Source organism: Enterobacter cloacae complex sp. IR5422 (assembly GCF_049238165.1).
Classification (GTDB): Bacteria; Pseudomonadota; Gammaproteobacteria; order Enterobacterales; family Enterobacteriaceae; genus Enterobacter; species Enterobacter roggenkampii.
Map to the genome: position 1 here is coordinate 294,762 of NZ_JBMKHT010000001.1, position 25,091 is coordinate 319,852.

The following is a 25,091-nucleotide window of genomic DNA, read 5'->3' on the forward strand; positions in this document are numbered from 1 at the left end:
GGTATCTTACCCGGGCGCGCCTTTGGCGTTGTCATGAATTAAACGCGACTATACTTAGCACACCTGTAGCGCTGTGCTGGCGGATAGTCTGCCTGAGACAAGTTTTCAAGGATTCGTAACGTGATTAACGACATCAGAAAAGATGCTGAAGTACGCATGGAAAAATGCGTAGAAGCGTTCAAAACCCAAATCAGCAAAATCCGTACTGGCCGTGCTTCCCCAAGCCTGCTGGATGGCATCATCGTCGAGTACTACGGTACGCCAACCCCTCTGCGTCAGCTGGCGAGCGTGACGGTAGAAGATACCCGTACGCTGAAAATCAACGTATTCGATCGTTCTATGGGCCCGGCGGTTGAGAAAGCGATCATGGCGTCTGACCTCGGTCTGAACCCAAGCTCTGCGGGTGCTGACATCCGCGTTCCACTGCCACCGCTGACCGAAGAGCGTCGTAAAGACCTGATCAAAGTGGTACGTGGCGAAGCTGAGCAGGGTCGTGTATCCGTGCGTAACGTCCGTCGCGACGCGAATGATAAAGTCAAAGCGCTGCTGAAAGAAAAAGAGATCAGTGAAGATGACGATCGTCGTTCCCAGGATGACATTCAGAAAATGACTGACGCTGCCATCAAGAAAATTGATGCGGCGCTGGCAGATAAAGAAGCGGAACTGATGCAGTTCTGATTTCTGTCGTACACTGATAAACGCCGTTCAGAGGGACTTTGGGTCTTGCTGGCGGCGTTTTGCTTTTATCTGGTCTAACTTTTCGGGCATCTCATGAAGCATTTAACACTCCTTGGCTCAACCGGCTCTATTGGTTGCAGCACTCTCGACGTTGTTCGCCATAATCCTGAACTTTACACCGTGACAGCGCTGGTGGCCGGTAAGAATGTGCAGCGAATGGTTGAGCAGTGCCTGGAGTTTACGCCCCGCTATGCGGTGATGGATGACGAAGAGAGCGCGCGCCTGCTGAAAGCACAGCTGCTTGAGAAGGGCAGTCGAACCGAGGTGCTGAGTGGCCAACAGGCGGCCTGCGAGATGGCGGCGCTGGATGAGGTGGATCAGGTGATGGCGGCCATTGTCGGGGCGGCAGGATTATTGCCGACGCTTGCCGCGATTGATGCCGGTAAGGACGTTCTGCTGGCCAATAAAGAGTCGCTGGTCACCTGCGGACGCCTGTTCATGGAGGCGGTGAAGCAGCGCGGCGCGCGTCTTTTGCCCGTCGACAGCGAGCACAACGCGATTTTTCAGAGTTTACCGCAACCTTTTCAACAGAACCTGGGGTACGCTGACCTGGAGCAGAATGGCGTCGTGTCGATTCTGCTTACCGGGTCTGGTGGCCCGTTCCGTGAAACGCCACTGTCTGAACTGCGTGCGATGACGCCGGATCAGGCGTGCCGTCATCCGAACTGGTCAATGGGGCGTAAAATCTCCGTTGACTCTGCCACCATGATGAACAAAGGTCTGGAATACATTGAAGCGCGCTGGCTGTTTAATGCGTCAGCGAAACAGATGGAAGTACTGATTCACCCGCAATCGGTGATTCATTCGATGGTGCGTTATCAGGATGGCAGCGTGCTGGCGCAGCTGGGCGAACCGGATATGCGTACGCCGATTGCCCATTCCATGGCGTGGCCGAATCGAGTGAAGTCCGGCGTGAAGCCGCTTGATTTCTGCAAGCTAAGTTCCCTGACGTTCAGTGAACCAGACTACGACCGCTACCCTTGTCTGAAGCTTGCAATGACGGCCTTTGACCAGGGGCAGGCGGCGACAACGGCACTGAATGCAGCCAATGAAATTACCGTTGAAGCATTTCTGAATCAGCAAATTCGTTTTACCGATATTGCGGCGTTAAATTTATCGGTACTGGAGATGATGGATTTGCGCGAACCACAGAGCGTGGAAGAGGTGCTAACGGTGGATGCAGCTGCGCGTAATATTGCGCGCCAACAGGTGACACGTCTCGCAAGCTGGTGATAAAGCAACCACTAGTCGTCGTGCTATTTGTTAGCGTTGGGCTTCAGTGATATAGTCTGCGCCACCTGATCGCAGGTATTTGACTTTACGTGGTCAGGTGAGCCGTGGTTTGACACGGCTTTTTTATGTATCGGCTTCAGTATTCCTGAGTACCGTTAAATCCTTTTCAGGGACAAAAAACGCGTTATGTTGTCTGCGAATCAACCAATAAGCGAAAACTTGCCAGCTCATGGCTGCCGTCATGTAGCAATCATTATGGATGGCAATGGCCGCTGGGCGAAAAGACAAGGGAAGATACGAGCCTTTGGGCATAAAGCTGGGGCGAAATCCGTTCGCCGCGCCGTTTCTTTTGCCGCCAATAACGGCATTGATGCGTTAACGCTCTATGCTTTTAGCAGTGAAAACTGGAATCGACCGCTGCAGGAAGTGACTGCGTTGATGGAATTGTTTGTGTGGGCGCTAGACAGCGAAGTAAAAAGCCTGCACCGCCACAACGTCCGCCTGCGTATCATTGGCGATACCAGTCGTTTTAACTCACGTTTGCAGGAACGGATTCGTAAAGCAGAGGCGCTGACTGAAAATAATACCGGTCTGACGCTGAATATTGCGGCGAATTACGGCGGACGCTGGGATATTATCCAGGGCGTTCGGCATCTCGCCGAACAGGTTCAGGAAGGGCTGTTGAGACCCGACCAAATTGATGAAGAAGCGCTGAGCAAGCAAATCTGCATGAATGAACTGGCACCTGTGGATTTAGTAATTAGGACAGGGGGAGAACATCGCATAAGTAACTTTTTGATATGGCAAATTGCCTATGCCGAACTTTACTTTACAGATGTTCTTTGGCCCGATTTTGATGAACAAGACTTTGAAGGTGCGCTGCATGCCTTTGCCAATCGAGAGCGTCGTTTCGGCGGCACCGAGCCTGGTGGCGACAACGCCTGATGGGGGTAGCTTTTGCTGAAGTATCGCCTGATTTCCGCTTTTGTATTAATACCCATTGTCATTGCGGCGCTGTTTTTGCTGCCCCCGGTGGGATTCGCTATTGTTACGCTGGTGGTGTGCATGCTCGCCGCGTGGGAATGGGGACAGTTTAGCGGCTTTACCTCGCGTACGCAGCGAGTATGGCTTGCGGTACTTTGTGGCTTTATTCTGGCCGTAATGCTGTTCACGTTGCCTGAATATCATCATGATATTCATCAGCCTCTGGTGGCTGGTTCCTTGTGGATATCGTTGGCCTGGTGGGTTGCCGCGCTGTTGCTGGTGCTGTTTTATCCCGGCTCCGCGGCGTTGTGGCGTCATTCAAAAGTGCTGCGACTGATTTTTGGTTTGCTCACTATTATTCCTTTTTTCTGGGGTATGGTTGCGCTGCGCGCCTGGCACTACGACGAAAACCACTACAGCGGTGCGATCTGGCTGCTTTATGTGATGATTCTCGTCTGGGGGGCTGACTCCGGGGCCTATATGTTTGGTAAACTGTTTGGCAAACATAAGCTGGCACCGAAGGTTTCTCCGGGCAAAACCTGGCAAGGATTTATCGGCGGTTTGTTTACGGCCGCGATCATCTCCTGGGGCTACGGCGTCTGGGCGAATCTTGAAGTGGCACCATCAATACTGCTGGTGTGCTCGATTTTTGCTGCGCTTGCCTCCGTGCTCGGTGATTTAACCGAAAGTATGTTCAAGCGTGAAGCAGGGATTAAGGACAGTGGACACCTGATTCCAGGGCATGGCGGTATACTGGATCGCATTGATAGCCTGACAGCGGCTGTTCCAGTGTTTGCGTGTTTGCTTTTACTGGTATTCGGGACGATTTAACGGAAGGTTTTATGCTGAGCATTCTCTGGAATCTGGCGGCGTTCATAGTTGCACTGGGTGTACTGATTACCGTGCATGAATTTGGCCATTTCTGGGTTGCTCGCCGCTGTGGCGTGCGCGTAGAGCGATTTTCCATCGGTTTTGGTAAATCACTCTGGACGCGCACCGACCGCCACGGTACGCAATTTGTCATCGCCCTTATCCCGCTGGGTGGCTACGTCAAAATGCTCGACGAACGCGTCGAGCCTGTCGCGCCTGAACTGCGACACAGCGCATTCAACAATAAAACCGTTGGACAACGCGCCGCCATCATCGCTGCCGGACCGGTAGCCAACTTCATCTTTGCGATTTTCGCTTACTGGCTGGTGTTTATCATCGGCGTCCCTGGCGTGCGTCCGGTAGTAGGTGACATTGCCCCCAACTCCATCGCGGCGAGTGCGCAAATTACATCCGGGATGGAACTTAAAGCGATTGATGGCATCGAAACCCCTGATTGGGATGCCGTGCGACTGCAGCTGGTTGCTAAAATTGGCGATCCGCAGACCACCATCAGCGTATCGCCATTTGGGTCAGACGCCCGTCAGGACAAAGTGCTCGATTTACGTCAATGGCGTTTCGAGCCAGACAAAGAGGATCCCGTCGCTGCGCTGGGCATTCGTCCGCGCGGCGCGCAGATCGAGCCGGTATTAGCCGAAGTACAGGCAAACTCGGCGGCGAGCAAAGCGGGTTTGCAAGCAGGCGACAGGATCGTTAAAGTCGATGGTCAACCATTAACAGAGTGGATGACCTTTGTTACTCTGGTGCGCGATAATCCGGGTACGTCTCTCGCGCTGGAAGTTGAAAGGCAGGGCAGTCCGCTTTCGCTGACGCTGATCCCGGATACGAAGTCGGTCGGCAAGAAGGCAGAAGGGTTTGCAGGCGTTGTGCCAAAAGTGATCCCGCTGCCAGATGAGTACAAGACAATACGCCAGTATGGGCCGTTCAGCGCCATCCTTGAAGCCACGGATAAAACATGGCAACTGATGAAGCTGACGGTCAACATGTTGGGGAAATTGATAACCGGTGATGTGAAACTGAACAACCTCAGTGGGCCAATTTCGATTGCCCAGGGGGCTGGGATGTCAGCGGAATTCGGGGTGATTTACTATCTCATGTTCCTCGCGCTCATTAGCGTGAACCTTGGGATAATCAACCTGTTCCCGCTTCCCGTTTTAGACGGGGGTCATCTGCTGTTTTTAGCGATTGAAAAGCTAAAAGGCGGGCCGGTATCCGAGCGAGTTCAAGACTTTAGTTATCGCATTGGCTCGATTTTGCTGGTGCTGTTAATGGGGCTTGCACTTTTCAATGATTTCTCTCGGTTGTAAGAGAGTTAGTTAGGAAGAACGCATAATAACGATGGCGATGAAAAAGTTGCTCATAGCGTCGCTGCTGTTTAGCAGCGCCACCGTATACGGTGCTGACGGGTTCGTAGTGAAAGACATTCATTTCGAAGGCCTTCAGCGTGTCGCCGTTGGTGCGGCCCTCCTCAGTATGCCTGTGCGCCCCGGCGATACGGTTAATGATGATGATATCAGTAATACCATCCGTGCTCTGTTTGCCACCGGCAACTTCGAGGATGTCCGCGTCCTGCGTGATGGTGATACCCTGCTGGTACAGGTAAAAGAACGTCCAACGATCGCCAGTATCACTTTCTCCGGTAACAAGTCGGTGAAAGATGACATGCTCAAGCAAAACCTTGAAGCATCCGGTGTTCGTGTGGGTGAGTCTCTGGACCGCACAACCCTTTCAGACATTGAAAAAGGTCTGGAAGACTTCTACTACAGCGTCGGTAAATACAGCGCCAGCGTGAAAGCGGTTGTGACTCCGCTGCCGCGTAACCGTGTTGACCTGAAGCTGGTCTTCCAGGAAGGTGTCTCTGCGAAGATCCAGCAGATCAACATTGTGGGTAACCACGCGTTCAGCACCGACGAACTGATCTCCACCTTCCAGCTGCGCGATGAAGTGCCGTGGTGGAACGTGGTGGGCGATCGCAAATACCAGAAACAGAAACTGGCGGGCGACCTTGAAACCCTGCGCAGCTACTATCTGGATCGTGGTTACGCGCGTTTCAACATCGACTCGACGCAGGTGAGCCTGACGCCGGACAAGAAAGGCATCTACATTACGATCAACATCACGGAAGGCGATCAGTACAAGCTTTCGGGTGTTGAGGTGAGTGGTAACCTGGCGGGGCATTCTGCTGAAATCGAATCGCTGACCAAAATTCAGCCAGGCGATCTCTATAGCGGATCCAAAGTCACCAAAATGGAAGACAGCATTAAGAAGCTGCTCGGCCGCTATGGTTATGCCTATCCGCGCGTACAGACTCAGCCGGAAATCAATGACGCGGATAAAACCGTTAAGCTGCACGTGAATGTTGACGCGGGTAACCGTTTCTACGTGCGTAAGATCCGCTTCGTCGGTAACGACACCTCCAAAGACTCCGTTCTGCGTCGCGAAATGCGTCAGATGGAAGGCGCATGGTTAGGTAGCGATCTCGTTGATCAGGGTAAAGAGCGTCTGAACCGTCTGGGCTATTTTGAAACGGTTGATACTGATACCCAGCGCGTACCGGGCAGCCCGGATCAGGTTGATGTCGTTTATAAAGTGAAAGAGCGTAACACCGGTAGCTTTAACTTTGGTGTGGGCTACGGTACTGAAAGCGGCGTCAGCTTCCAGGTTGGCGTGCAGCAGGATAACTGGCTGGGTACGGGTTACTCTGTCGGAATTAACGGTACCAAAAACGACTACCAGACCTACTCTGAGTTCTCTGTAACGAACCCATACTTCACCGTTGACGGTGTGAGCCTGGGCGGTCGTATCTTCTATAACGACTTTAAAGCCGACGATGCGGATCTGTCCTCCTACACCAACAAGAGTTACGGTGTGGACGGAACGCTTGGCTTCCCGATTAACGAATACAACACCCTGCGAGCGGGCTTAGGTTACGTGCATAACGACCTGTCCAATATGCAACCGCAGGTGGCCATGTGGCGTTACCTGGACTCTATTGGCCAGTCGGCGAGCAAAAACAGCGATAACAACGGTTTCGCTGCAGATGACTTCACCTTCAACTACGGCTGGACCTATAACCGTCTCGACCGTGGTTACTTCCCAACGGAAGGTTCTCGCGTCAACCTGAACGGTAAAGTTACCGTCCCGGGTTCCGATAACGAGTTCTATAAGGTGACGCTCGATACTGCGTCCTACTTCCCGATCGATGACGATCACAAGTGGGTGGTTCTGGGTCGTACCCGTTGGGGTTATGGTGATGGTTTAGGCGGCAAAGAGATGCCGTTCTATGAAAACTTCTATGCCGGTGGTTCCAGTACCGTTCGTGGCTTCCAGTCCAACAACATTGGTCCGAAAGCGGTTTACTACGGCGGGAACGACAAAGATAACTGCGATAAGTCTTCCTCATCAGAAGTCTGTAGTTCTGATGACGCAGTCGGCGGTAACGCTATGGCCGTGGCGAGCCTGGAGTTCATCACGCCAACGCCGTTTATTAGTGATAAATATGCGAACTCCGTCCGTACATCCTTCTTCTGGGATGCGGGTACGGTGTGGGATACCAACTGGGAGAACACTGCCCAGATGCGTGCAGCTGGCGTTCCTGACTACAGCGATCCGAGCAATATTCGCATGTCTGCCGGTATCGCATTACAATGGATGTCACCGCTGGGGCCGTTGGTCTTCTCTTACGCCCAGCCGTTTAAGAAATATGATGGAGACAAAGCGGAGCAATTCCAGTTTAACATTGGTAAAACCTGGTAATAATCCGCTGCAAAGGAATGCGTTGGCAGTGTAGCGCTGACAACTGGCGATCGGTAATACGGTCGCCTTGCCACGCAAAGAACGGTACCTTCTGGTGCCAATGGGATGGTAAGGAGTTAATTGTGAAAAAGTGGTTATTAGCTGCAGGTCTCGGTTTAGCGATGGCAACTTCTGCTCAGGCAGCAGACAAAATTGCAATCGTCAACATGGGTAATTTGTTCCAGCAGGTTGCACAGAAAACAGGTGTTTCTGCGACTCTGGAAAACGAATTCAAAGGCCGTGCAAGCGAACTGCAGGGTATGGAAAACGATCTTCAGTCCAAAATGCAGCGTCTGCAGCGTGATGGTTCTACCATGAAGGCAAGCGACCGCAGCAAGCTGGAAAAAGACGTAATGGCTCAGCGCCAGGCGTTCTCCCAGAAAGCGCAGGCTTTCGAGCAGGATCGTCAGCGTCGTTCTAACGAAGAACGCGGCAAGCTGGTGACTCGCATTCAGACCGCTGTTAAAGCAGTGGCTGCCGATCAGAGCATCGATCTGGTTGTTGATGCGAACGCCGTCGCTTTCAACAGCAAAGATGTTAAAGACATCACTGCTGACGTTCTGAAACAGGTTAAATAAGTAATGCCTTCAATTCGACTGGCTGATTTAGCTCAGCAGTTGGATGCAGAATTACACGGTGATGGCGATATCGTCATCACCGCTGTTGCGTCCATGCAATCTGCTAAAGCTGGCACGATTACCTTCATGGTAAGCCCTAAGTACCGTGAGCAACTGGCTCAATGCCAGGCGTCAGCTGTTGTTCTGACGCAGGACGATCTTCCTTTTGCCACTGTAAGCGCGCTTGTAGTGAAAAACCCCTACCTGACGTATGCACGCATGGCTCAAATTCTTGATACCACGCCGCAACCGGCCCAGAACATTGCTGCCAGCGCAGCGATTGATGAGACGGCCAGGCTGGGTAACAACGTCGCCGTTGGTGCGAATGCGGTTATCGAATCCGGCGTTGTGCTGGGCGATAACGTCGTCATTGGCCCGGGCTGCTTCGTTGGGAAAAATACGAAAATCGGCGCCGGGACCCGTTTATGGGCGAATGTGTCCGTATACCATGACGTTGAAATTGGCGAAAACTGCCTCGTCCAGTCCAGCACCGTGATTGGTTCTGATGGCTTTGGTTACGCTAACGATCGCGGTAACTGGGTTAAGATCCCGCAGCTTGGTCGCGTTATTATTGGCGATCGCGTGGAGATCGGCGCCTGTACCACCATTGACCGTGGCGCGCTTGACGACACGATCATTGGCAATGGTGTTATCATCGATAACCAGTGCCAGATTGCGCATAACGTTGTGATTGGCGACAATACCGCGGTTGCGGGTGGCGTCATCATGGCGGGCAGCCTGAAAATTGGCCGTTATTGCATGATTGGCGGTGCGAGCGTGATTAATGGCCATATGGAAATCTGCGACAAGGTGACCGTGACGGGAATGGGCATGGTAATGCGTCCTATCACTGAACCTGGCGTCTATTCCTCCGGCATTCCGCTCCAGCCCAACAAGGTATGGCGTAAAACAGCAGCTCTGGTGATGAACATTGATGATATGAGCAAGCGCCTCAAGTCCCTTGAGCGCAAGATCGATCAACAAGACTAAGCGTCATCCGTTTAACGCTATTTTTCCCGGCCTGTCGGCTTTCTAATAAACCGGCAGGCCGTGTTATTATTGTTATCAGTACATTTTGACAGGAAGAGTATTTTGACTACTGACACTCATACTCTGCATATTGAAGAGATTTTAGAACTTCTGCCGCACCGCTACCCGTTTCTGCTGGTAGACCGTGTGCTGGATTTTGAAGAAGGTCGTTTTCTGCGCGCAGTGAAAAATGTTTCCGTGAATGAGCCGTTCTTCCAGGGGCACTTCCCTGGTAAACCTATCTTCCCGGGTGTGTTGATTCTGGAAGCGATGGCTCAGGCTACCGGTATTCTGGCGTTTAAAAGCGTCGGTAAACTGGAACCCGGTGAGCTGTATTACTTCGCGGGTATTGACGAAGCGCGCTTTAAGCGCCCTGTCGTGCCTGGTGATCAGATGATCATGGAAGTCACTTTTGAAAAAACGCGTCGTGGCCTGACTCGCTTCAAAGGCGTAGCGCTGGTTGACGGTAAAGTTGTTTGCGAAGCGACGATGATGTGTGCTCGTAGCCGGGAGTCCTGATACGTGATTGATAAATCCGCCTTTATTCATCCTACCGCCATTGTGGAAACGGGTGCCATCGTTGGTGCTAACGCCCACATTGGCCCGTTTTGTATTGTTGGACCCCATGTCGAAATTGGTGAGGGTACAGTACTGAAATCTCACGTTGTGGTGAATGGTCACACGACCATTGGCTGCAATAACGAGATCTATCAGTTCGCCTCCATCGGCGAAGTTAACCAGGATCTGAAATATGCTGGTGAGTCGACCCGTGTGGAAATCGGCGATCGTAACCGTATTCGCGAAAGCGTCACCATTCATCGTGGAACAGTACAGGGTGGTGGGTTGACGAAGGTGGGCAGCGATAACCTGTTTATGGTGAATGCGCATATCGCGCACGACTGTACCGTGGGTGACCGCTGTATCCTTGCCAACAATGCCACGCTGGCAGGACACGTATCAGTTGATGACTTCGCAATTATTGGCGGCATGACCGCAGTCCATCAGTTCTGCATCATTGGTGCGCACGTGATGGTCGGCGGATGCTCCGGTGTGGCGCAGGACGTCCCACCGTATGTGATTGCGCAGGGCAACCATGCCACGCCGTTTGGCGTGAACATCGAAGGCCTCAAGCGTCGTGGTTTTAGTCGCGAAGCGATTACTGCCATCCGCAACGCGTACAAACTGCTGTACCGTAGCGGTAAAACGCTGGAAGAGGCGAAGCCGGAAATTGCCGAACTGGCGAAAAAGCACCCGGAAGTGGACGCGTTCATGGAGTTCTTTGACCGTTCAACAAGGGGTCTGATTCGTTAATGGTCGACAGTCGTCCGCTTACGATAGCCCTGGTCGCCGGAGAAACCTCCGGCGATATTCTTGGTGCCGGTCTCATCCGTGCGCTTAAGGCACGCGTACCCAATGCTCGCTTTGTCGGTGTTGCTGGCCCGCTGATGCAGGCCGAAGGCTGTGAGGCCTGGTATGAAATGGAAGAGTTGGCCGTGATGGGGATCGTTGAGGTGCTGGGACGGTTACGCCGTTTGCTGCACATCCGTGCCGATCTCACCCGCCGCTTTACCGAACTCAAACCCGATGTGTTTGTCGGTATCGATGCACCTGATTTCAACATTACCCTCGAAGGGAACCTGAAAAAGCAGGGCATTAAAACGATTCACTACGTCAGTCCGTCCGTCTGGGCGTGGCGACAGAAACGCGTTTTCAAAATCGGACGGTCCACCCACCTGGTGCTGGCTTTCCTGCCTTTCGAAAAAGCGTTTTACGACAGATTTAATGTTCCGTGCCGTTTTATCGGTCATACCATGGCGGATGCGATGCCACTGGATCCGGATAAAAACGCGGCGCGCGACGTGCTGGGCATCCCGCATGATGTGCACTGTCTGGCCTTACTGCCAGGCAGCCGTGGCGCAGAAGTTGAGATGCTGAGCGCCGATTTTCTTAAGACTGCGCAAATTCTTCGCCAGACCTATCCCGATCTTGAAGTGGTCGTGCCGCTGGTGAATGCCAAACGCCGCGAGCAGTTTGAGCGCATCAAAGCTGACGTCGCCCCGGATCTTCACGTCCGTCTTCTGGACGGGCAGGGGCGGGAAGCGATGTATGCGAGCGATGCCGCACTGCTGGCCTCCGGCACGGCGGCGCTGGAGTGTATGCTGGCGAAATGCCCGATGGTGGTCGGTTACCGCATGAAGCCGTTTACCTTCTGGCTGGCAAAACGTCTGGTGAAAACAGATTACGTCTCCCTGCCAAACCTGCTTGCCGGGCGCGAGCTGGTGAAAGAGCTGCTGCAGGATGAATGCCAGCCGCAGGCGCTGGCGGAGGCCCTGCTGCCGCTGCTCGCCAACGGTAAAACCAGCCACCAGATGCACGATACCTTCCGCGAACTGCATCAACTGATCCGCTGTAATGCTGATGAGCAAGCGGCCGATGCGGTGCTGGAGTTAGCAAAATGATGGAATTTGTTTATCCTCACACCCACCTTGTGGCGGGTGTGGACGAAGTGGGTCGTGGTCCGTTAGTGGGAGCCGTGGTGACCGCTGCGGTGATCCTCGATCCGGCTCGGCCGATCGTCGGGCTGAACGACTCAAAAAAATTGTCTGAAAAGCGCCGGCTGGCGCTGTTTAGTGAGATTCAGGAGAAAGCGCTGGCCTGGAGCCTCGGGCGCGCTGAACCGCATGAGATAGACGAGCTGAATATTTTGCATGCCACGATGCTGGCGATGCAGCGTGCGGTGGCGGGGCTGAAAATTTCCCCTGAATATGTCCTGATTGACGGCAACCGCTGTCCGGCATTGCCCATGCCTTCAATGGCAGTGGTCAAAGGCGATAGCCGGGTCGCAGAAATTAGCGCAGCTTCTATTATTGCCAAAGTGACACGCGACGCCGAAATGGCCGCGCTGGATCTCACTTACCCTCAGTATGGTTTCGCCCAGCATAAGGGATATCCCACACCTTTCCACCTGGAGAGGCTGGCTGAACATGGCGCAACCGAACACCATCGGCGCAGTTTTGGCCCGGTAAAACGCGCCCTGGGACGGGTGTCCTGAATCATTACGCAAGCAATTAAGTAACGCGGAATCTGAAGATGGCTGAACCACGTTTCGTACACCTGCGGGTGCATAGCGACTACTCCATGATCGATGGGCTGGCGAAGACCGGGCCGCTGGTAAAAAAGGCGGCCTCGCTTGGCATGCCTGCGCTGGCGATCACCGATTTTACCAACCTGTGTGGCCTGGTGAAGTTCTACGGAACGGCGCACGGCGCGGGGATGAAGCCTATTGTCGGGGCAGATTTTCATGTGCAGAGCGATCTCATCGGCGATGAACTGACGCAAATCTCCGTGCTGGCGATGAACAACGCGGGCTATCAAAACCTCACACTTCTGATCTCCAAAGCCTATCAGCGCGGTTACGGCGCGCTGGGACCGTGGATCGACCGCGACTGGCTGGCTGAACTGAACGAAGGGCTGCTCCTGATCTCAGGCGGCCGGATGGGGGACGTCGGCAAATCACTGCTGCGCGGTAACAGCGCGCTGGTGGATCAATGCGTCTCGTTCTATGAAGAATATTTCCCGAATCGTTATTACCTGGAGTTGATCCGTACCGGCCGTCAGGATGAAGAGAGCTATCTTCATGCCGCGGTGGCGCTCGCAGAAGAGCGCGGGTTGCCCGTAGTGGCCACCAACGACGTTCGGTTCCTTGAGGCGGGCGATTTTGACGCTCACGAAATTCGCGTGGCGATCCACGATGGCTTTACCCTCGACGATCCGAAGCGGCCGCGCAATTACTCCGCACAACAGTACATGCGCAGCGAGGAGGAGATGTGTGAGCTCTTCTCCGATATCCCCGAAGCGCTGGAAAACAGCGTAGAGATCGCCAAGCGCTGCAACGTCACCGTCCGCCTTGGCGAATACTTCCTGCCGCAGTTCCCGACGGGTGACATGACCACGGAAGATTTCCTGGTCATGAAATCGAAAGAAGGTCTGGAAGAGCGTCTGGAATTCCTGTTCCCGGATGAAGAAGAGCGTAAAAAGCGTCGTCCGGAGTATGACGAACGCCTGGACATTGAACTCCAGGTGATCAACCAGATGGGCTTCCCGGGCTACTTCCTGATCGTTATGGAGTTCATCCAGTGGTCGAAGGATAACGGCGTGCCGGTTGGACCGGGCCGTGGTTCCGGTGCTGGCTCGCTGGTGGCGTACGCGCTGAAAATTACCGACCTCGATCCGCTGGAGTTCGACCTGCTGTTCGAACGTTTCCTCAACCCGGAACGTGTCTCGATGCCCGACTTCGACGTCGACTTCTGCATGGAGAAACGCGATCAGGTGATCGAGCACGTGGCCGACATGTACGGTCGTGATGCGGTATCGCAGATCATTACCTTCGGTACGATGGCGGCGAAAGCGGTTATCCGCGACGTGGGCCGCGTGCTGGGCCACCCGTACGGGTTTGTCGATCGCATCTCTAAACTGGTGCCGCCCGATCCGGGCATGACGCTGGCAAAAGCCTTTGAGGCTGAACCGCAGCTGCCGGAAATCTATGAAGCGGACGAAGAGGTCAAAGCGCTGATCGACATGGCGCGCAAGCTGGAAGGCGTCACGCGTAACGCCGGTAAGCATGCGGGGGGCGTGGTTATCGCCCCGACCAAAATCACCGACTTCGCGCCGCTGTATTGCGATGAAGCGGGCCAGCATCCGGTCACCCAGTTCGACAAGAACGACGTAGAATACGCCGGGCTGGTGAAGTTCGACTTCCTTGGCCTGCGTACGCTGACCATCATCAACTGGGCGCTGGAGATGATCAACGCCCGCCGCGAGAAGAACGGCGAGCCGCCGCTGGATATCGCGGCCATCCCGCTGGACGACAAGAAAAGTTTCGACATGCTGCAGCGCTCGGAGACCACCGCCGTCTTCCAGCTTGAATCCCGCGGCATGAAAGATCTGATTAAGCGCCTGCAGCCCGACTGCTTCGAAGATATGATCGCGCTGGTGGCCCTGTTCCGTCCGGGCCCGCTGCAGTCAGGGATGGTAGATAACTTTATCGACCGTAAGCACGGGCGAGAAGAGATTTCCTACCCGGACGTTCAGTGGCAGCACGAAAGCCTGAAGCCGGTACTGGAGCCAACCTACGGCATCATCCTGTATCAGGAACAGGTGATGCAGATCGCCCAGGTGCTTTCCGGCTATACGCTCGGCGGCGCGGACATGCTGCGTCGTGCAATGGGTAAGAAAAAGCCGGAAGAGATGGCCAAGCAGCGTTCCATCTTTGAAGACGGGGCGAAGAAAAACGGCGTCGACGGCGAGCTGGCGATGAAAATCTTCGACCTGGTGGAGAAATTCGCCGGGTACGGATTTAACAAATCTCACTCAGCCGCCTATGCTTTGGTGTCGTATCAAACGCTGTGGCTGAAGGCACACTATCCTGCGGAGTTTATGGCGGCGGTAATGACCGCCGATATGGACAACACCGAGAAGGTGGTGGGCCTGGTGGATGAGTGCTGGCGCATGGGGCTGAAGATCCTGCCGCCGGATATTAACTCAGGTCTCTACCATTTCCACGTCAATGACGACGGGGAGATCGTTTACGGGATCGGCGCGATCAAGGGCGTAGGTGAAGGGCCGATCGAGGCGATCATCGAAGCGCGCAACAACGGCGGGTATTTCCGCGAGCTATTCGATCTTTGCGCCCGTACCGATACCAAAAAGCTGAACCGCCGCGTGCTGGAAAAACTGATCATGTCCGGCGCGTTCGACAGGCTGGGGCCGCACCGCGCCGCGCTGATGAACTCGCTGGGCGACGCCCTGAAAGCGGCGGATCAGCACGCGAAAGCGGAAGCCATTGGCCAGGCGGATATGTTCGGGGTGCTGGCGGAAGAGCCGGAGCAGATTGAACAGTCGTATTCCAACTGCCAGCCGTGGCCAGAACAGGTGGTGCTGGACGGCGAGCGTGAAACGTTAGGTTTGTACCTGACGGGTCACCCGATCAACCAGTACATTAAAGAAATTGAGCGCTATGTCGGCGGCCACAGGCTGAAAGACATGCATCCGACAGAACGTGGTAAAATCACCACGGCTGCGGGGCTCGTGATTGCTGCAAGGGTTATGGTCACCAAGCGCGGCAATCGTATCGGCATCTGTACGTTGGATGACCGTTCCGGGCGTCTGGAGGTGATGTTGTTCACCGACGCGCTGGATAAATACCAGCAATTGCTGGAAAAAGACCGCATACTTATCGTCAGCGGACAGGTCAGCTTTGATGACTTCAGTGGGGGGCTTAAAATGACCGCCCGCGAAGTGATGGACATTGACGAAGCCCGGGAAAAATATGCTCGCGGGCTTGCTATCTCGCTGACGGACAGGCAAATTGATGACCAGCTTTTAAACCGACTCCGTCAGTCTCTGGAACCCCACCGCTCGGGGACAATTCCAGTACATCTCTACTATCAGAGGGCGGATGCACGTGCGCGGTTGCGCTTTGGTGCAACGTGGCGTGTCTCTCCGAGCGATCGTTTACTGAACGATCTCCGTGGCCTCATTGGTTCGGAGCAGGTGGAACTGGAGTTTGACTAATACAGGAATACTATGAGTCTGAATTTCCTTGATTTCGAACAGCCGATTGCTGAGCTGGAAGCGAAAATCGATTCTCTGACAGCGGTAAGCCGTCAGGATGAAAAACTGGATATTAACATCGACGAAGAAGTGCATCGTCTGCGCGAGAAAAGCGTAGAGCTGACGCGCAAAATCTTTGCCGATCTCGGCGCATGGCAGGTGGCCCAGCTGGCACGCCATCCACAGCGTCCGTACACCCTGGATTATGTCCGCCTGACGTTTGACGAATTTGACGAACTGGCAGGCGATCGCGCATACGCTGACGATAAAGCTATCGTTGGTGGTATCGCGCGTCTGGACGGACGCCCGGTGATGATCATTGGTCATCAGAAAGGTCGTGAAACCAAAGAGAAAATCCGTCGTAACTTCGGTATGCCAGCCCCAGAAGGCTACCGTAAAGCCCTGCGTCTGATGGAGATGGCTGAGCGTTTCAACATGCCAATCATCACCTTCATCGACACCCCGGGTGCCTACCCTGGCGTGGGCGCGGAAGAGCGCGGTCAGTCTGAAGCTATCGCGCGCAACCTGCGCGAGATGTCTCGTCTGAAGGTGCCGGTCATCTGTACCGTTATCGGTGAGGGTGGTTCCGGTGGCGCGCTGGCGATTGGCGTGGGTGATAAAGTGAATATGCTGCAGTACAGCACCTATTCCGTAATCTCCCCGGAAGGCTGCGCGTCTATTCTGTGGAAGAGTGCCGACAAAGCGCCTCTGGCTGCCGAAGCGATGGGCATCATTGCGCCACGCCTGAAAGAGCTTAAGCTGATCGATTCCATCATCCCGGAACCACTGGGTGGGGCACATCGTAAGCCGGAAGTGATGGCTGCTTCTCTGAAAGCACAGCTGCTGGCCGATCTGGCAGACCTGGACGTGCTGAGCAAAGAAGATCTGCTCAACCGCCGTTACCAGCGTCTGATGACCTACGGTTACGCGTAAGCTTCACAATTATCTGAAAAGCCGCACAATGTTGCGGCTTTTTTTATACCTGCGGTTTAGCCGGACTATGCTTAGCTAATGTTTTTTAAGGAGGAAGCCCATGAATATCATTGCCGTTATGGGGCCACACGGCGTCTTTTATAAAGATGAGCCGATTAAGGAGCTGGAGCAAGCCCTGCAGTCGCGCGGGTATCAGCTAATCTGGCCGCACAACAGCGCCGATCTGCTGAAGTTCATCGAGCATAACCCGCGTATTTGCGGCGTGATCTTCGACTGGGATGAATATGACCTCGAACTGTGCAGCGATATCAACAAGCTGAACGAATATCTCCCGCTGTACGCGTTTATTAATACCCACTCAACCATGGACGTCAGCGCCAATGATATGCGTATGGCGCTGTGGTTCTTTGAATATTCCCTCGGCGTGGCGGAAGACATTGCGACCCGAATTCAGCAATACACGAATGAATATCTCGATAACATTACGCCGCCCTTTACCCGGGCGCTCTTCACCTACGTGAAAGAGGGGAAATATACCTTCTGTACGCCTGGGCATATGGCGGGAACGGCCTACCAAAAAAGCCCGGTGGGCTGCCTGTTCTATGATTTCTTTGGTGGCAACACGCTGAAAGCGGACGTGTCCATTTCAGTCACCGAATTAGGCTCGCTGCTGGATCATACCGGACCGCATCTGGAAGCCGAAGAGTATATCGCCCGCACCTTTGGGGCCGAGCAGAGCTATATGGTGACCAACGGCACCTCGACCTCGAACAAAATCGTCGGAATGTATGCCGCGCCTGCGGGGAGCACCCTGCTGATTGACCGTAACTGCCATAAATCGCTGGCGCACCTGCTGATGATGAGCGACGTTGTACCGCTCTGGCTGTCGCCCACGCGCAACGCGCTCGGCATTCTTGGCGGTATTCCGCGGCGGGAGTTCACGCATGAAGCCATTGAACGCAAGGTCGCGGCAGTGCCCGGCGCAGGCTGGCCTGTCCATGCGGTGATCACCAACTCGACCTATGACGGTCTGCTGTACAACACGAACTGGATCAAAAAGACTTTGGACGTGCCGTCGATCCACTTCGATTCCGCGTGGGTACCGTACACCAATTTCCATCCGATTTACGCGGGTAAAAGCGGCATGAGCGGTGAACGCGTGCCGGGTAAAGTGTTCTTCGAAACGCAGTCGACGCACAAAATGCTGGCCGCGTTTTCCCAGGCTTCGCTGATTCACATCAAAGGCGAATATGACGAAGAGACCTTCAACGAAGCCTTTATGATGCATACCACCACCTCACCAAGCTATCCGCTGGTGGCGTCTATCGAAACGGCCGCGGCGATGCTGCGCGGCAATCCCGGTAAACGTCTTATCAATCGCTCTGTGGAGCGCGCGCTGCATTTCCGTAAAGAGGTTCAGCGGCTGAAAGAGGAAGCCGACGGCTGGTTCTTTGATATCTGGCAGCCGGAAGAGATTGATGAAGCAGAATGCTGGCCGGTTTCGCCCGGTGAAGACTGGCACGGCTTCCGGGATGCCGATAGTGACCATATGTTCCTCGATCCGGTTAAGGTGACGATCCTGACGCCGGGTATGGATGAGCAGGGTGTGATGGGTGAGGAAGGGATCCCGGCGGCGCTGGTGGCGAAGTTCCTTGATGAACGCGGCGTGGTGGTGGAGAAAACAGGCCCCTATAATTTGCTGTTTCTGTTCAGCATCGGGATCGATAAAACCCGGGCGATGGGGCTGCTGCGCGGTCTGATGGAATTTAAGCGCGCCTACGATCTCAACCTGCGGGTGAAGAACATGCTGCCGGATCTCTACGCGGAAGATCCTGACTTCTACCGCAATATGCGTATTCAGGATCTGGCCCAGGGGATCCACAGGCTGATCCGTCAGCACGATCTGCCGCGTCTGATGCTACAGGCGTTCGATGTGTTGCCGGAGATGAAGTTTACCCCGCACAAGGCGTGGCAGCGCCAGGTGAGGGGGGAGGTCGAAACCGTCGAGCTGGAAAATCTGGTTGGGCGCGTATCGGCCAACATGATCCTGCCGTATCCGCCGGGCGTACCGCTCCTGATGCCGGGAGAGATGATTACCGAAGAGAGTCGGGCCGTGCTCGATTTCCTGCTGATGCTCTGTTCGGTAGGGCGTCACTATCCCGGTTTTGAGACGGATATCCACGGTGCGAAGCGCGACGAAAACGGCGTGTACTGGGTGCGAGTCCTAAAATAAGGGTGACCGCTTGCCAGGTGCGGGTTTTCGGTTGTAACGTTCAGGCATCATAAAAAGGAGAAGCTATGCTGGGTTTAAAAGCTGTTCATCATATTGCGATCATTGCGACTGATTACGCAAAGAGTAAGGCCTTCTACTGCGACATTCTCGGCTTTACGCTGTTGAGCGAGGCCTACCGTGAGGAGCGCGACTCCTGGAAGGGCGACCTGGCGTTAAACGGGCAGTATGTGATTGAACTGTTCTCTTTTCCTTTTCCGCCTGCGCGTCCGTCCCGCCCGGAAGCCTGCGGTCTGCGCCATCTTGCCTTCAGCGTCGATGACCTGGATAGCGCAGTAAAACATCTGGAAGCGCACGGCGTGACGTGTGAAGCAATCCGCGTCGATCCGTTTACCGACAAGCGCTTTACCTTTTTCAACGACCCGGACGGCCTGCCGCTGGAGCTTTATCAGCAGTAATCTTCGTCCTGTGTGATAATGCCCGCTCAGTTCGGGCATTTTTTATGTGTAATTCCCTATGACCTTACCCGCTATCGCACACGCCGTTTCACCGTACCGCCAGCTGCTGGTGGGGTTTAGCGGTGGCCTGGATTCCACCGTTCTGCTTCATCGCCTTAAGTGCTGGCGCGATCGGGAGCCTGACGTCCAGCTGCGGGCGATACATATTCATCACGGATTAAGTCCTCGCGCAGAGGAGTGGGTGGCGCACTGCGAAGCTATGTGTGCGGCATGGGCGATCCCGCTTCTCGTCGAGCGCGTCACGCTTGCGGAGGAAGGGCTGGGCATTGAGGCGCAGGCGCGTAAAGCCCGCTATGCCGCCTTTGCCGGGGCATTGCGTACAGGAGAAGCCCTGGTCACGGCCCAGCATCTGGACGATCAGTGTGAAACCTTTCTGCTGGCGCTTAAGCGGGGCAGCGGACCGGCTGGGCTTTCAGCCATGCCTGAGCGTTCTGAGTTTGCCGGTACAACGTTACTGCGTCCGCTGCTTGGCGAGACGCGCGCCTCGCTTGAGGCCTGGGCGCGAGAACATCAGCTCAGCTGGATTGAAGATGAGAGCAACCAGGATGACGGCTATGACCGTAACTTTCTGCGTCTGCGCGTCCTCCCGCTATTGAGCGAGCGCTGGCCGCATTTCGCCGACGCGACGGCAAGAAGCGCCATGCTGTGCGCCGAACAGGAATCGCTGCTGGACGAGCTGTTGAGTGACGAGCTGGCTGAACTGATTTCTGAAGACGGAGCGCTGGCGATTGCACCGCTGAAAGCGATGAGCCCGGTGCGTCGCGCCGCACTGATACGGCGCTGGCTGGCCTCTCATCACGCCGCGATGCCGTCGCGGGCGATGCTAAACCGTATCTGGGACGAGGTTGCCCTGGCGCGGGAGGATGCTTCCCCGTGCGTCCATCTGAATGGTTTTGATGTAAGGCGCTACAAAGGGGAACTCTGGTGGGTAAAATCAACGCCTTCACTGACCGATGTGGTGCTCGACTGGCTTTCACCTGCGCTTCCGCTGATATTGCCCAGTGAGGCAGGACGTGTCTCTCTTATACCGTCTGGTCATGTGAGGCTGCCAGAGGCAGGTGAACCGGTAACGGTACGCTTTAGGGCTGGCGGCATGCTGCATATTGTCGGACGCAACGGGGGACGCAAGCTGAAGAAAATCTGGCAGGAGTGCAACGTGCCGCCGTGGCTGCGCGACACCACGCCGCTGTTGTTCTATGGTGAAACATTGATTGCTGCTGCGGGCATTTTCATCACGGAAGCGGGATGGGCGGAAGAGGGGGTCAGGTTTGAGTGGCAGAAAGCGTAACGGGCAGCCAGGCTGCCCGTTAATGTCATCAGGATTCGCTCACCACGACGGTGCCGATTTGCGGGTGGCTGAAGCTGGCTATTTTATCCAGGCGCAGCTCACGCGTCGCACCGGCATCTTCCACTATCAGGTATTCCACATTCTTACGTGAAACCAGATCGCTGGCCTTCGCCTTCAACACTTCGCCATCTTTTAGCTCCAGCGTCAGTAATAAATGATGCTGGCAGGCGAGTTCGAGGTTGTCATAGTCATCACAATTGATGGGTTGATAAGTATCATTCATCGACATAATCGCTCACCAGTAAATTCGCCGCAGCATACGCTGCTTTTTCCCTGACCGACTCTGAAAGGCTCTCATCAGAGGCCACTTCATTAAGCACTTTCAATACACAGCCCAACGCGTCCGGGACATACCCCAGATCTCCGCTGGCGATTTCCGCATACCGTTTGCGAATTAACTCACAATAATTATTCACATCCCCTCCCGCCAGCGCACTGACTTACTGTGAGATATCATTAAGCCTACGAAGATAAACTCGGTTTAGCAAGGTGACTATACCATACTCATTTAAGCAATATCAGCGCCTTGATAGCGGTGTATTTATCACCCTACAACAGCCTTTTGCCGCGGTTTTCGCTACAATGAGCGCCTGATTCGAATGGAGTTCTCTCATGGCGCTGAAAGCGACAATTTATAAAGCAGTGGTCAATGTGGCCGATCTTGATCGCAACCAGTTCCTGGACGCCTCGCTGACGCTGGCTCGCCACCCCTCCGAAACCCAGGAGCGCATGATGCTGCGCCTGCTGGCGTGGATTAAGTACGCTGACGAGCGTCTGCAGTTTACCCGTGGGTTAAGCGCAGAAGACGAGCCAGAAGCCTGGCTGCGCAACGATCATCTGGGTATTGATTTGTGGATCGAACTTGGACTGCCGGACGAACGAAGAATTAAGAAGGCCTGCACTCAGTCCGCTGAAGTGGCCTTATTCGCGTATAATCAGCGCGCTGCGGAGATTTGGTGGCAGCAAAACAAAAGCAAGTGCGGACAGTTTAAAAATCTCACGGTCTGGTATCTGGATGATGAGCAACTGGCGCAGCTGAGCGACTTTGCCAGCCGGACCATGGTGTTGCAGGCGACGATTCAGGACGGTGCCATCTGGCTCTCTGATTCTCAGAATAATCTGGAAATTCATTTGACGGCGTGGCAACCGGCCTCATGATCGTCTTGTCCCGAAACGTCAGCATTCCGGACAACGAGCTGGAGATCACCGCCATCCGTGCTCAGGGGGCAGGTGGGCAGCACGTCAACAAGGCCTCAACGGCAATCCATTTGCGTTTTGACATTCGGGCCTCAAGCCTGCCAGAGTATTATAAAGAAAGTCTGCTTGCTGCCAGCCATCACCTGATCACCAGCGATGGCGTGATGGTGATCAAAGCCCAGGAATACCGCAGCCAGGAGCTCAACCGGGAAGCGGCGATAGCCAGGCTGGTGGCGGTCATCAAAGAATTAACGGCAGTACAAAAAAGCCGCCGGGCAACGCGGCCAACCCGCGCATCGAAAGAGCGTCGGCTGGCCTCGAAGGCCCAAAAATCCACAGTGAAAGCACTACGCGGTAAAGTTCGTCGCCCCACAGAGTGACGAAAGGGAACACACTTTTCATAAGGAATTCATTGTGAAAAAAGCATTATGGTCAGCGCTGGCAGTGAGTACGCTGTTTGCGCTTTTCGGGTGTAACAACCGTTCAGAAACGCAGGTTTTGCAACCCACGCAAACGGAAGAATTAAAACCGATGCAGCAGAGCTGGCGTGGCGTATTGCCTTGCGCGGACTGTGAAGGCATTGAAACGTCCCTGTTCCTGCAAAAAGACGGCACCTGGGTGATGAACCAGCGCTATCAGGGCGCAAAAGAGCCTTCTTCTTTTGCAACTTATGGAACATGGGCGCGAACGGCGGAGAAACTGGTTCTGACGGATACCGCTGGCGAGAAAACTTATTTCCGCGCCAAAGGCGAGGGGATGGAGATGCTGGATCGTGAAGGCAATCCAATTGAATCCCAGTTTAACTACACGCTGGCGCCGGTAAAAGTGGCTCTGCCCGCGACGCCGATGGCGATGCGGGGGATGTACTTCTACATGGCGGATGCGGCGATCTTTACCGACTGCGCAACCGGTAAGAAGGTCAGCGTGGCAAACAATGCGCAGCTTGAACGTGATTACGCGGTGGCGCGCGGCAATGACAGCAAGCCGGTATTGCTGACGGTTGACGGTCACTTTACACTGGAGCCAAACCCGGATAGTGGAGAGATGGTGAAAACGCTGGTGGCGGATAAAGACGCGAAGTTTGTTGCGGGTAAAGACTGTAACAGTAAATAAGCTGACGCTGAGCCATTAAAAAACCCCGCCTGAGCGGGGTTTTTTGTTTAGCCTTTGATGGCTTTCACCAGGTAATCAAGAATGTCGCCGGTCTTGATCATCTGTTTTTCGCCGCTGCGACGGTATTTGTATTCAATCTCGTCGCTGTCGAGGTTACGGTCGCCGATCACGACGGTGTGTGGGATACCGATCAGTTCCATATCGGCAAACATCACGCCCGGACGCTCTTTACGGTCATCCATCAGCACTTCGATACCCTGCGCACGCAGCTCGGCATACAGCTTCTCGGCCAGCTCCTGCACGCGGTAAGACTTGTGCATGTTCATTGGCAGAATCGCAACCTGGAACGGCGCGATGTTGTCTGGCCAGACGATGCCGCGCTCGTCATAGTTCTGCTCAATGGCGGCAGCTACCACGCGCGTCACCCCGATACCGTAGCAACCCATGGTCAGGATCTGGTTACGGCCATCTTCACCCTGAACGGCGGCGTTCAGCGCGCGAGAGTATTTATCACCCAACTGGAAGATGTGACCGACTTCAATGCCGCGCTTGATCATCAGGGTACCCTGACCGTCCGGGCTTGGATCGCCTGCGACCACGTTACGGATGTCAGCCACTTCCGGCGTCGCCACGTCGCGATCCCAGTTGATGCCGAAGTAGTGTTTACCGTCGACATTCGCACCGGCGGAGAAGTCGCTCATCGCGGCTACCGTGCGGTCAATAACAACAGGCACCGGCATATTCACCGGACCAAGAGAACCTGGGCCAGCATTGACCACGGCGCGGATTTCCGCTTCCGTCGCGAACGTCAGCGGGCTGGCGACCTGCGGCAGCTTCTCAGCTTTCACTTCGTTCAGCTCGTGATCGCCACGCACCAGCAGGGCAACCAGCGGGTAAGCGCTCCCTTCAGTGGCTTTCACCAGCAGCGTCTTAACGGTTTTTTCGATCGGCAGGTTGAACTGCTCAACCAGCTCGGCAATGGTTTTCGCGTTTGGCGTATCAACCAGCGTCATCTCTTGCGTTGCGGCAGCACGCGGTTCTTTTGGTGCCAGCGCTTCTGCGAATTCGATGTTCGCCGCGTAATCTGAAGAGTCAGAGAAGATCACATCGTCTTCACCGCTCTGCGCCAGTACCTGGAATTCATGAGATGCGCTACCGCCGATGGAGCCGGTATCAGCCTGCACAGCACGGAAATCCAGCCCCATGCGGGAGAAGATTTTGCTGTACGCCGCGTACATTGCGTCGTAGGTCTCTTGCAGGGATTCCTGAGAGGTATGGAAAGAGTAGGCGTCTTTCATCAGGAATTCGCGAGAGCGCATGACGCCGAAACGCGGGCGAACTTCGTCACGGAACTTGGTCTGGATCTGGAAGAAGTTCAGCGGCAGCTGTTTGTAAGAGCTCAGCTCATTACGAATCAGGTCGGTGATGACTTCTTCATGCGTTGGGCCGAGAACGAACGGACGCTCGCCACGATCGACGAAGCGCAGCAGTTCAGGACCATACTGTTCCCAACGACCGCTCTCCTGCCACAGGTCAGCGGGCTGAACCACGGGCATGGACACCTCGATAGCACCGGCGTTGTTCATCTCTTCACGCACGATGTTTTCGACTTTTTTCAGGACGCGCACGCCGGTCGGCAGCCAGGTGTATAACCCGGAGGCCAGCTTGCGGATCATCCCGGCGCGCAGCATCAGCTGATGGCTGATCACTTCGGCGTCGGCAGGCGTCTCCTTCAGAGTGGAGAGCAGATATTGGCTAGTACGCATGTTGTTACGGTTCCATTTCGACGATTGGAACAGGCTGAAACACCAGCCTGACACAAAAAAGTGGTTTAGTTTACCAGTGTGGCAAAGATG

At 54.7% G+C, this 25,091-nt stretch carries 23 protein-coding genes; 20 read left to right on the plus strand and 3 right to left on the minus strand.

Features of this window, described 5'->3' with window-relative positions; translation table 11 throughout:
- Window positions 1–120 precede the first annotated feature (120 nt).
- The 17 genes from frr (at window position 121) to tilS (ending at window position 20,865) form a co-directional block, all read left to right on the plus strand.
- Window positions 121–678 carry a ribosome recycling factor gene (frr, locus tag ACOTXT_RS01380; RefSeq protein WP_008501909.1) on the plus strand — a complete coding sequence of 186 codons (558 nt, stop codon included), beginning with the start codon at window positions 121–123 and terminating at the stop codon, window positions 676–678.
- Between the two features lie 93 nt (window positions 679–771).
- Entirely contained in the window at window positions 772–1,971 is a 1,200-nt protein-coding gene (gene ispC, locus ACOTXT_RS01385; protein ID WP_008501908.1) for a 1-deoxy-D-xylulose-5-phosphate reductoisomerase, read from the plus strand.
- Between the two features lie 186 nt (window positions 1,972–2,157).
- On the plus strand, window positions 2,158–2,916 hold the full coding sequence (gene ispU / locus ACOTXT_RS01390) for a (2E,6E)-farnesyl-diphosphate-specific ditrans,polycis-undecaprenyl-diphosphate synthase (protein WP_021240487.1): 759 nt from the start codon (window positions 2,158–2,160) through the stop codon (window positions 2,914–2,916).
- Between the two features lie 12 nt (window positions 2,917–2,928).
- Window positions 2,929–3,786 (plus strand): phosphatidate cytidylyltransferase, encoded by an 858-nt coding sequence (gene cdsA / locus ACOTXT_RS01395; protein ID WP_008501906.1) that lies wholly within the window; start codon window positions 2,929–2,931, stop codon window positions 3,784–3,786.
- Between the two features lie 11 nt (window positions 3,787–3,797).
- On the plus strand, window positions 3,798–5,150 hold the full coding sequence (gene rseP, locus ACOTXT_RS01400; RefSeq protein WP_008501905.1) for a sigma E protease regulator RseP: 1,353 nt from the start codon (window positions 3,798–3,800) through the stop codon (window positions 5,148–5,150).
- Between the two features lie 31 nt (window positions 5,151–5,181).
- Window positions 5,182–7,599 (plus strand): outer membrane protein assembly factor BamA, encoded by a 2,418-nt coding sequence (bamA, locus tag ACOTXT_RS01405; protein ID WP_008501904.1) that lies wholly within the window; start codon window positions 5,182–5,184, stop codon window positions 7,597–7,599.
- 122 nt (window positions 7,600–7,721) lie between these two features.
- Window positions 7,722–8,216 carry a molecular chaperone Skp gene (skp, locus tag ACOTXT_RS01410; protein ID WP_008501902.1) on the plus strand — a complete coding sequence of 165 codons (495 nt, stop codon included), beginning with the start codon at window positions 7,722–7,724 and terminating at the stop codon, window positions 8,214–8,216.
- A 3-nt stretch (window positions 8,217–8,219) separates the two neighbouring features.
- Complete coding sequence (lpxD, locus tag ACOTXT_RS01415) at window positions 8,220–9,245, plus strand: UDP-3-O-(3-hydroxymyristoyl)glucosamine N-acyltransferase (RefSeq protein ID WP_023345460.1); 1,026 nt, start codon at window positions 8,220–8,222, stop codon at window positions 9,243–9,245.
- 102 nt (window positions 9,246–9,347) lie between these two features.
- The gene (fabZ, locus tag ACOTXT_RS01420) at window positions 9,348–9,803 is read left to right on the plus strand and encodes a 3-hydroxyacyl-ACP dehydratase FabZ (RefSeq protein WP_010426706.1); all 456 of its coding nucleotides are present in this window, start codon (window positions 9,348–9,350) and stop codon (window positions 9,801–9,803) included.
- 3 nt (window positions 9,804–9,806) lie between these two features.
- Window positions 9,807–10,595 carry an acyl-ACP--UDP-N-acetylglucosamine O-acyltransferase gene (gene lpxA / locus ACOTXT_RS01425; protein WP_008501899.1) on the plus strand — a complete coding sequence of 263 codons (789 nt, stop codon included), beginning with the start codon at window positions 9,807–9,809 and terminating at the stop codon, window positions 10,593–10,595.
- Complete coding sequence (gene lpxB, locus ACOTXT_RS01430) at window positions 10,595–11,743, plus strand: lipid-A-disaccharide synthase (protein WP_196095229.1); 1,149 nt, start codon at window positions 10,595–10,597, stop codon at window positions 11,741–11,743. The genes lpxA and lpxB overlap by 1 nt, the downstream gene beginning before the upstream one ends.
- Window positions 11,740–12,336, plus strand: coding sequence for a ribonuclease HII (gene rnhB, locus ACOTXT_RS01435; protein WP_008501897.1), 597 nt, complete (start codon window positions 11,740–11,742; stop codon window positions 12,334–12,336). The genes lpxB and rnhB overlap by 4 nt, the downstream gene beginning before the upstream one ends.
- 38 nt (window positions 12,337–12,374) lie before the next feature.
- Window positions 12,375–15,857: a DNA polymerase III subunit alpha gene (gene dnaE, locus ACOTXT_RS01440; RefSeq protein ID WP_023326729.1), complete on the plus strand. Its 3,483-nt coding sequence runs from the start codon at window positions 12,375–12,377 to the stop codon at window positions 15,855–15,857.
- A 12-nt stretch (window positions 15,858–15,869) separates the two neighbouring features.
- Window positions 15,870–16,829 carry an acetyl-CoA carboxylase carboxyl transferase subunit alpha gene (gene accA / locus ACOTXT_RS01445; protein WP_123922896.1) on the plus strand — a complete coding sequence of 320 codons (960 nt, stop codon included), beginning with the start codon at window positions 15,870–15,872 and terminating at the stop codon, window positions 16,827–16,829.
- Between the two features lie 100 nt (window positions 16,830–16,929).
- Window positions 16,930–19,062, plus strand: a complete 2,133-nt coding sequence (locus tag ACOTXT_RS01450) for a lysine decarboxylase LdcC (RefSeq protein ID WP_058654193.1) — start codon at window positions 16,930–16,932, stop codon at window positions 19,060–19,062.
- Between the two features lie 65 nt (window positions 19,063–19,127).
- On the plus strand, window positions 19,128–19,517 hold the full coding sequence (locus tag ACOTXT_RS01455) for a VOC family protein (protein WP_008501893.1): 390 nt from the start codon (window positions 19,128–19,130) through the stop codon (window positions 19,515–19,517).
- A 58-nt stretch (window positions 19,518–19,575) separates the two neighbouring features.
- Window positions 19,576–20,865, plus strand: coding sequence for a tRNA lysidine(34) synthetase TilS (gene tilS, locus ACOTXT_RS01460; RefSeq protein WP_333164801.1), 1,290 nt, complete (start codon window positions 19,576–19,578; stop codon window positions 20,863–20,865).
- Window positions 20,866–20,893: 28 nt separating this feature from the next.
- On the opposite strand, the gene rof is transcribed toward tilS, so the two are convergent.
- A complete protein-coding gene (gene rof / locus ACOTXT_RS01465) occupies window positions 20,894–21,154 on the minus strand; it encodes a Rho-binding antiterminator (protein WP_008501890.1) in 261 nt (86 codons plus the stop codon).
- Window positions 21,141–21,341 carry a YaeP family protein gene (locus ACOTXT_RS01470; RefSeq protein WP_008501889.1) on the minus strand — a complete coding sequence of 67 codons (201 nt, stop codon included), beginning with the start codon at window positions 21,339–21,341 and terminating at the stop codon, window positions 21,141–21,143. Before ACOTXT_RS01470 ends, rof begins: the two co-directional genes overlap by 14 nt.
- 196 nt (window positions 21,342–21,537) lie before the next feature.
- On the opposite strand from ACOTXT_RS01470, the gene ACOTXT_RS01475 reads away from it, so the two are divergent.
- The 3 genes from ACOTXT_RS01475 to nlpE are packed head-to-tail and all read left to right on the plus strand — an operon-like array spanning window position 21,538 to window position 23,235.
- A complete protein-coding gene (locus tag ACOTXT_RS01475; RefSeq protein WP_021240481.1) occupies window positions 21,538–22,083 on the plus strand; it encodes a YaeQ family protein in 546 nt (181 codons plus the stop codon).
- On the plus strand, window positions 22,080–22,502 hold the full coding sequence (arfB, locus tag ACOTXT_RS01480; RefSeq protein WP_008501887.1) for an alternative ribosome rescue aminoacyl-tRNA hydrolase ArfB: 423 nt from the start codon (window positions 22,080–22,082) through the stop codon (window positions 22,500–22,502). The genes ACOTXT_RS01475 and arfB overlap by 4 nt, the downstream gene beginning before the upstream one ends.
- A gap of 34 nt (window positions 22,503–22,536) precedes the next feature.
- Window positions 22,537–23,235, plus strand: a complete 699-nt coding sequence (gene nlpE, locus ACOTXT_RS01485; RefSeq protein WP_055321604.1) for an envelope stress response activation lipoprotein NlpE — start codon at window positions 22,537–22,539, stop codon at window positions 23,233–23,235.
- Between the two features lie 47 nt (window positions 23,236–23,282).
- Here the strand turns inward: nlpE and proS are convergent, their stop codons facing one another.
- Window positions 23,283–25,001, minus strand: a complete 1,719-nt coding sequence (gene proS, locus ACOTXT_RS01490) for a proline--tRNA ligase (protein ID WP_055321605.1) — start codon at window positions 24,999–25,001, stop codon at window positions 23,283–23,285.
- Window positions 25,002–25,091: the final 90 nt, after the last annotated feature.

Coding starts and splice junctions, on each gene's coding strand:
- ispC (WP_008501908.1), top strand. CDS start 772: ATGAAGCATTTAACACTCCTTGGCTCAACCGGCTCTATTGGTTGCAGC.
- ispU (WP_021240487.1), top strand. CDS start 2,158: ATGTTGTCTGCGAATCAACCAATAAGCGAAAACTTGCCAGCTCATGGC.
- rseP (WP_008501905.1), top strand. CDS start 3,798: ATGCTGAGCATTCTCTGGAATCTGGCGGCGTTCATAGTTGCACTGGGT.
- bamA (WP_008501904.1), top strand. CDS start 5,182: ATGGCGATGAAAAAGTTGCTCATAGCGTCGCTGCTGTTTAGCAGCGCC.
- lpxD (WP_023345460.1), top strand. CDS start 8,220: ATGCCTTCAATTCGACTGGCTGATTTAGCTCAGCAGTTGGATGCAGAA.
- lpxB (WP_196095229.1), top strand. CDS start 10,595: ATGGTCGACAGTCGTCCGCTTACGATAGCCCTGGTCGCCGGAGAAACC.
- rnhB (WP_008501897.1), top strand. CDS start 11,740: ATGATGGAATTTGTTTATCCTCACACCCACCTTGTGGCGGGTGTGGAC.
- dnaE (WP_023326729.1), top strand. CDS start 12,375: ATGGCTGAACCACGTTTCGTACACCTGCGGGTGCATAGCGACTACTCC.
- accA (WP_123922896.1), top strand. CDS start 15,870: ATGAGTCTGAATTTCCTTGATTTCGAACAGCCGATTGCTGAGCTGGAA.
- ACOTXT_RS01450 (WP_058654193.1), top strand. CDS start 16,930: ATGAATATCATTGCCGTTATGGGGCCACACGGCGTCTTTTATAAAGAT.
- ACOTXT_RS01455 (WP_008501893.1), top strand. CDS start 19,128: ATGCTGGGTTTAAAAGCTGTTCATCATATTGCGATCATTGCGACTGAT.
- tilS (WP_333164801.1), top strand. CDS start 19,576: ATGACCTTACCCGCTATCGCACACGCCGTTTCACCGTACCGCCAGCTG.
- rof (WP_008501890.1), bottom strand. CDS start 21,154: ATGTCGATGAATGATACTTATCAACCCATCAATTGTGATGACTATGAC.
- ACOTXT_RS01475 (WP_021240481.1), top strand. CDS start 21,538: ATGGCGCTGAAAGCGACAATTTATAAAGCAGTGGTCAATGTGGCCGAT.
- arfB (WP_008501887.1), top strand. CDS start 22,080: ATGATCGTCTTGTCCCGAAACGTCAGCATTCCGGACAACGAGCTGGAG.
- proS (WP_055321605.1), bottom strand. CDS start 25,001: ATGCGTACTAGCCAATATCTGCTCTCCACTCTGAAGGAGACGCCTGCC.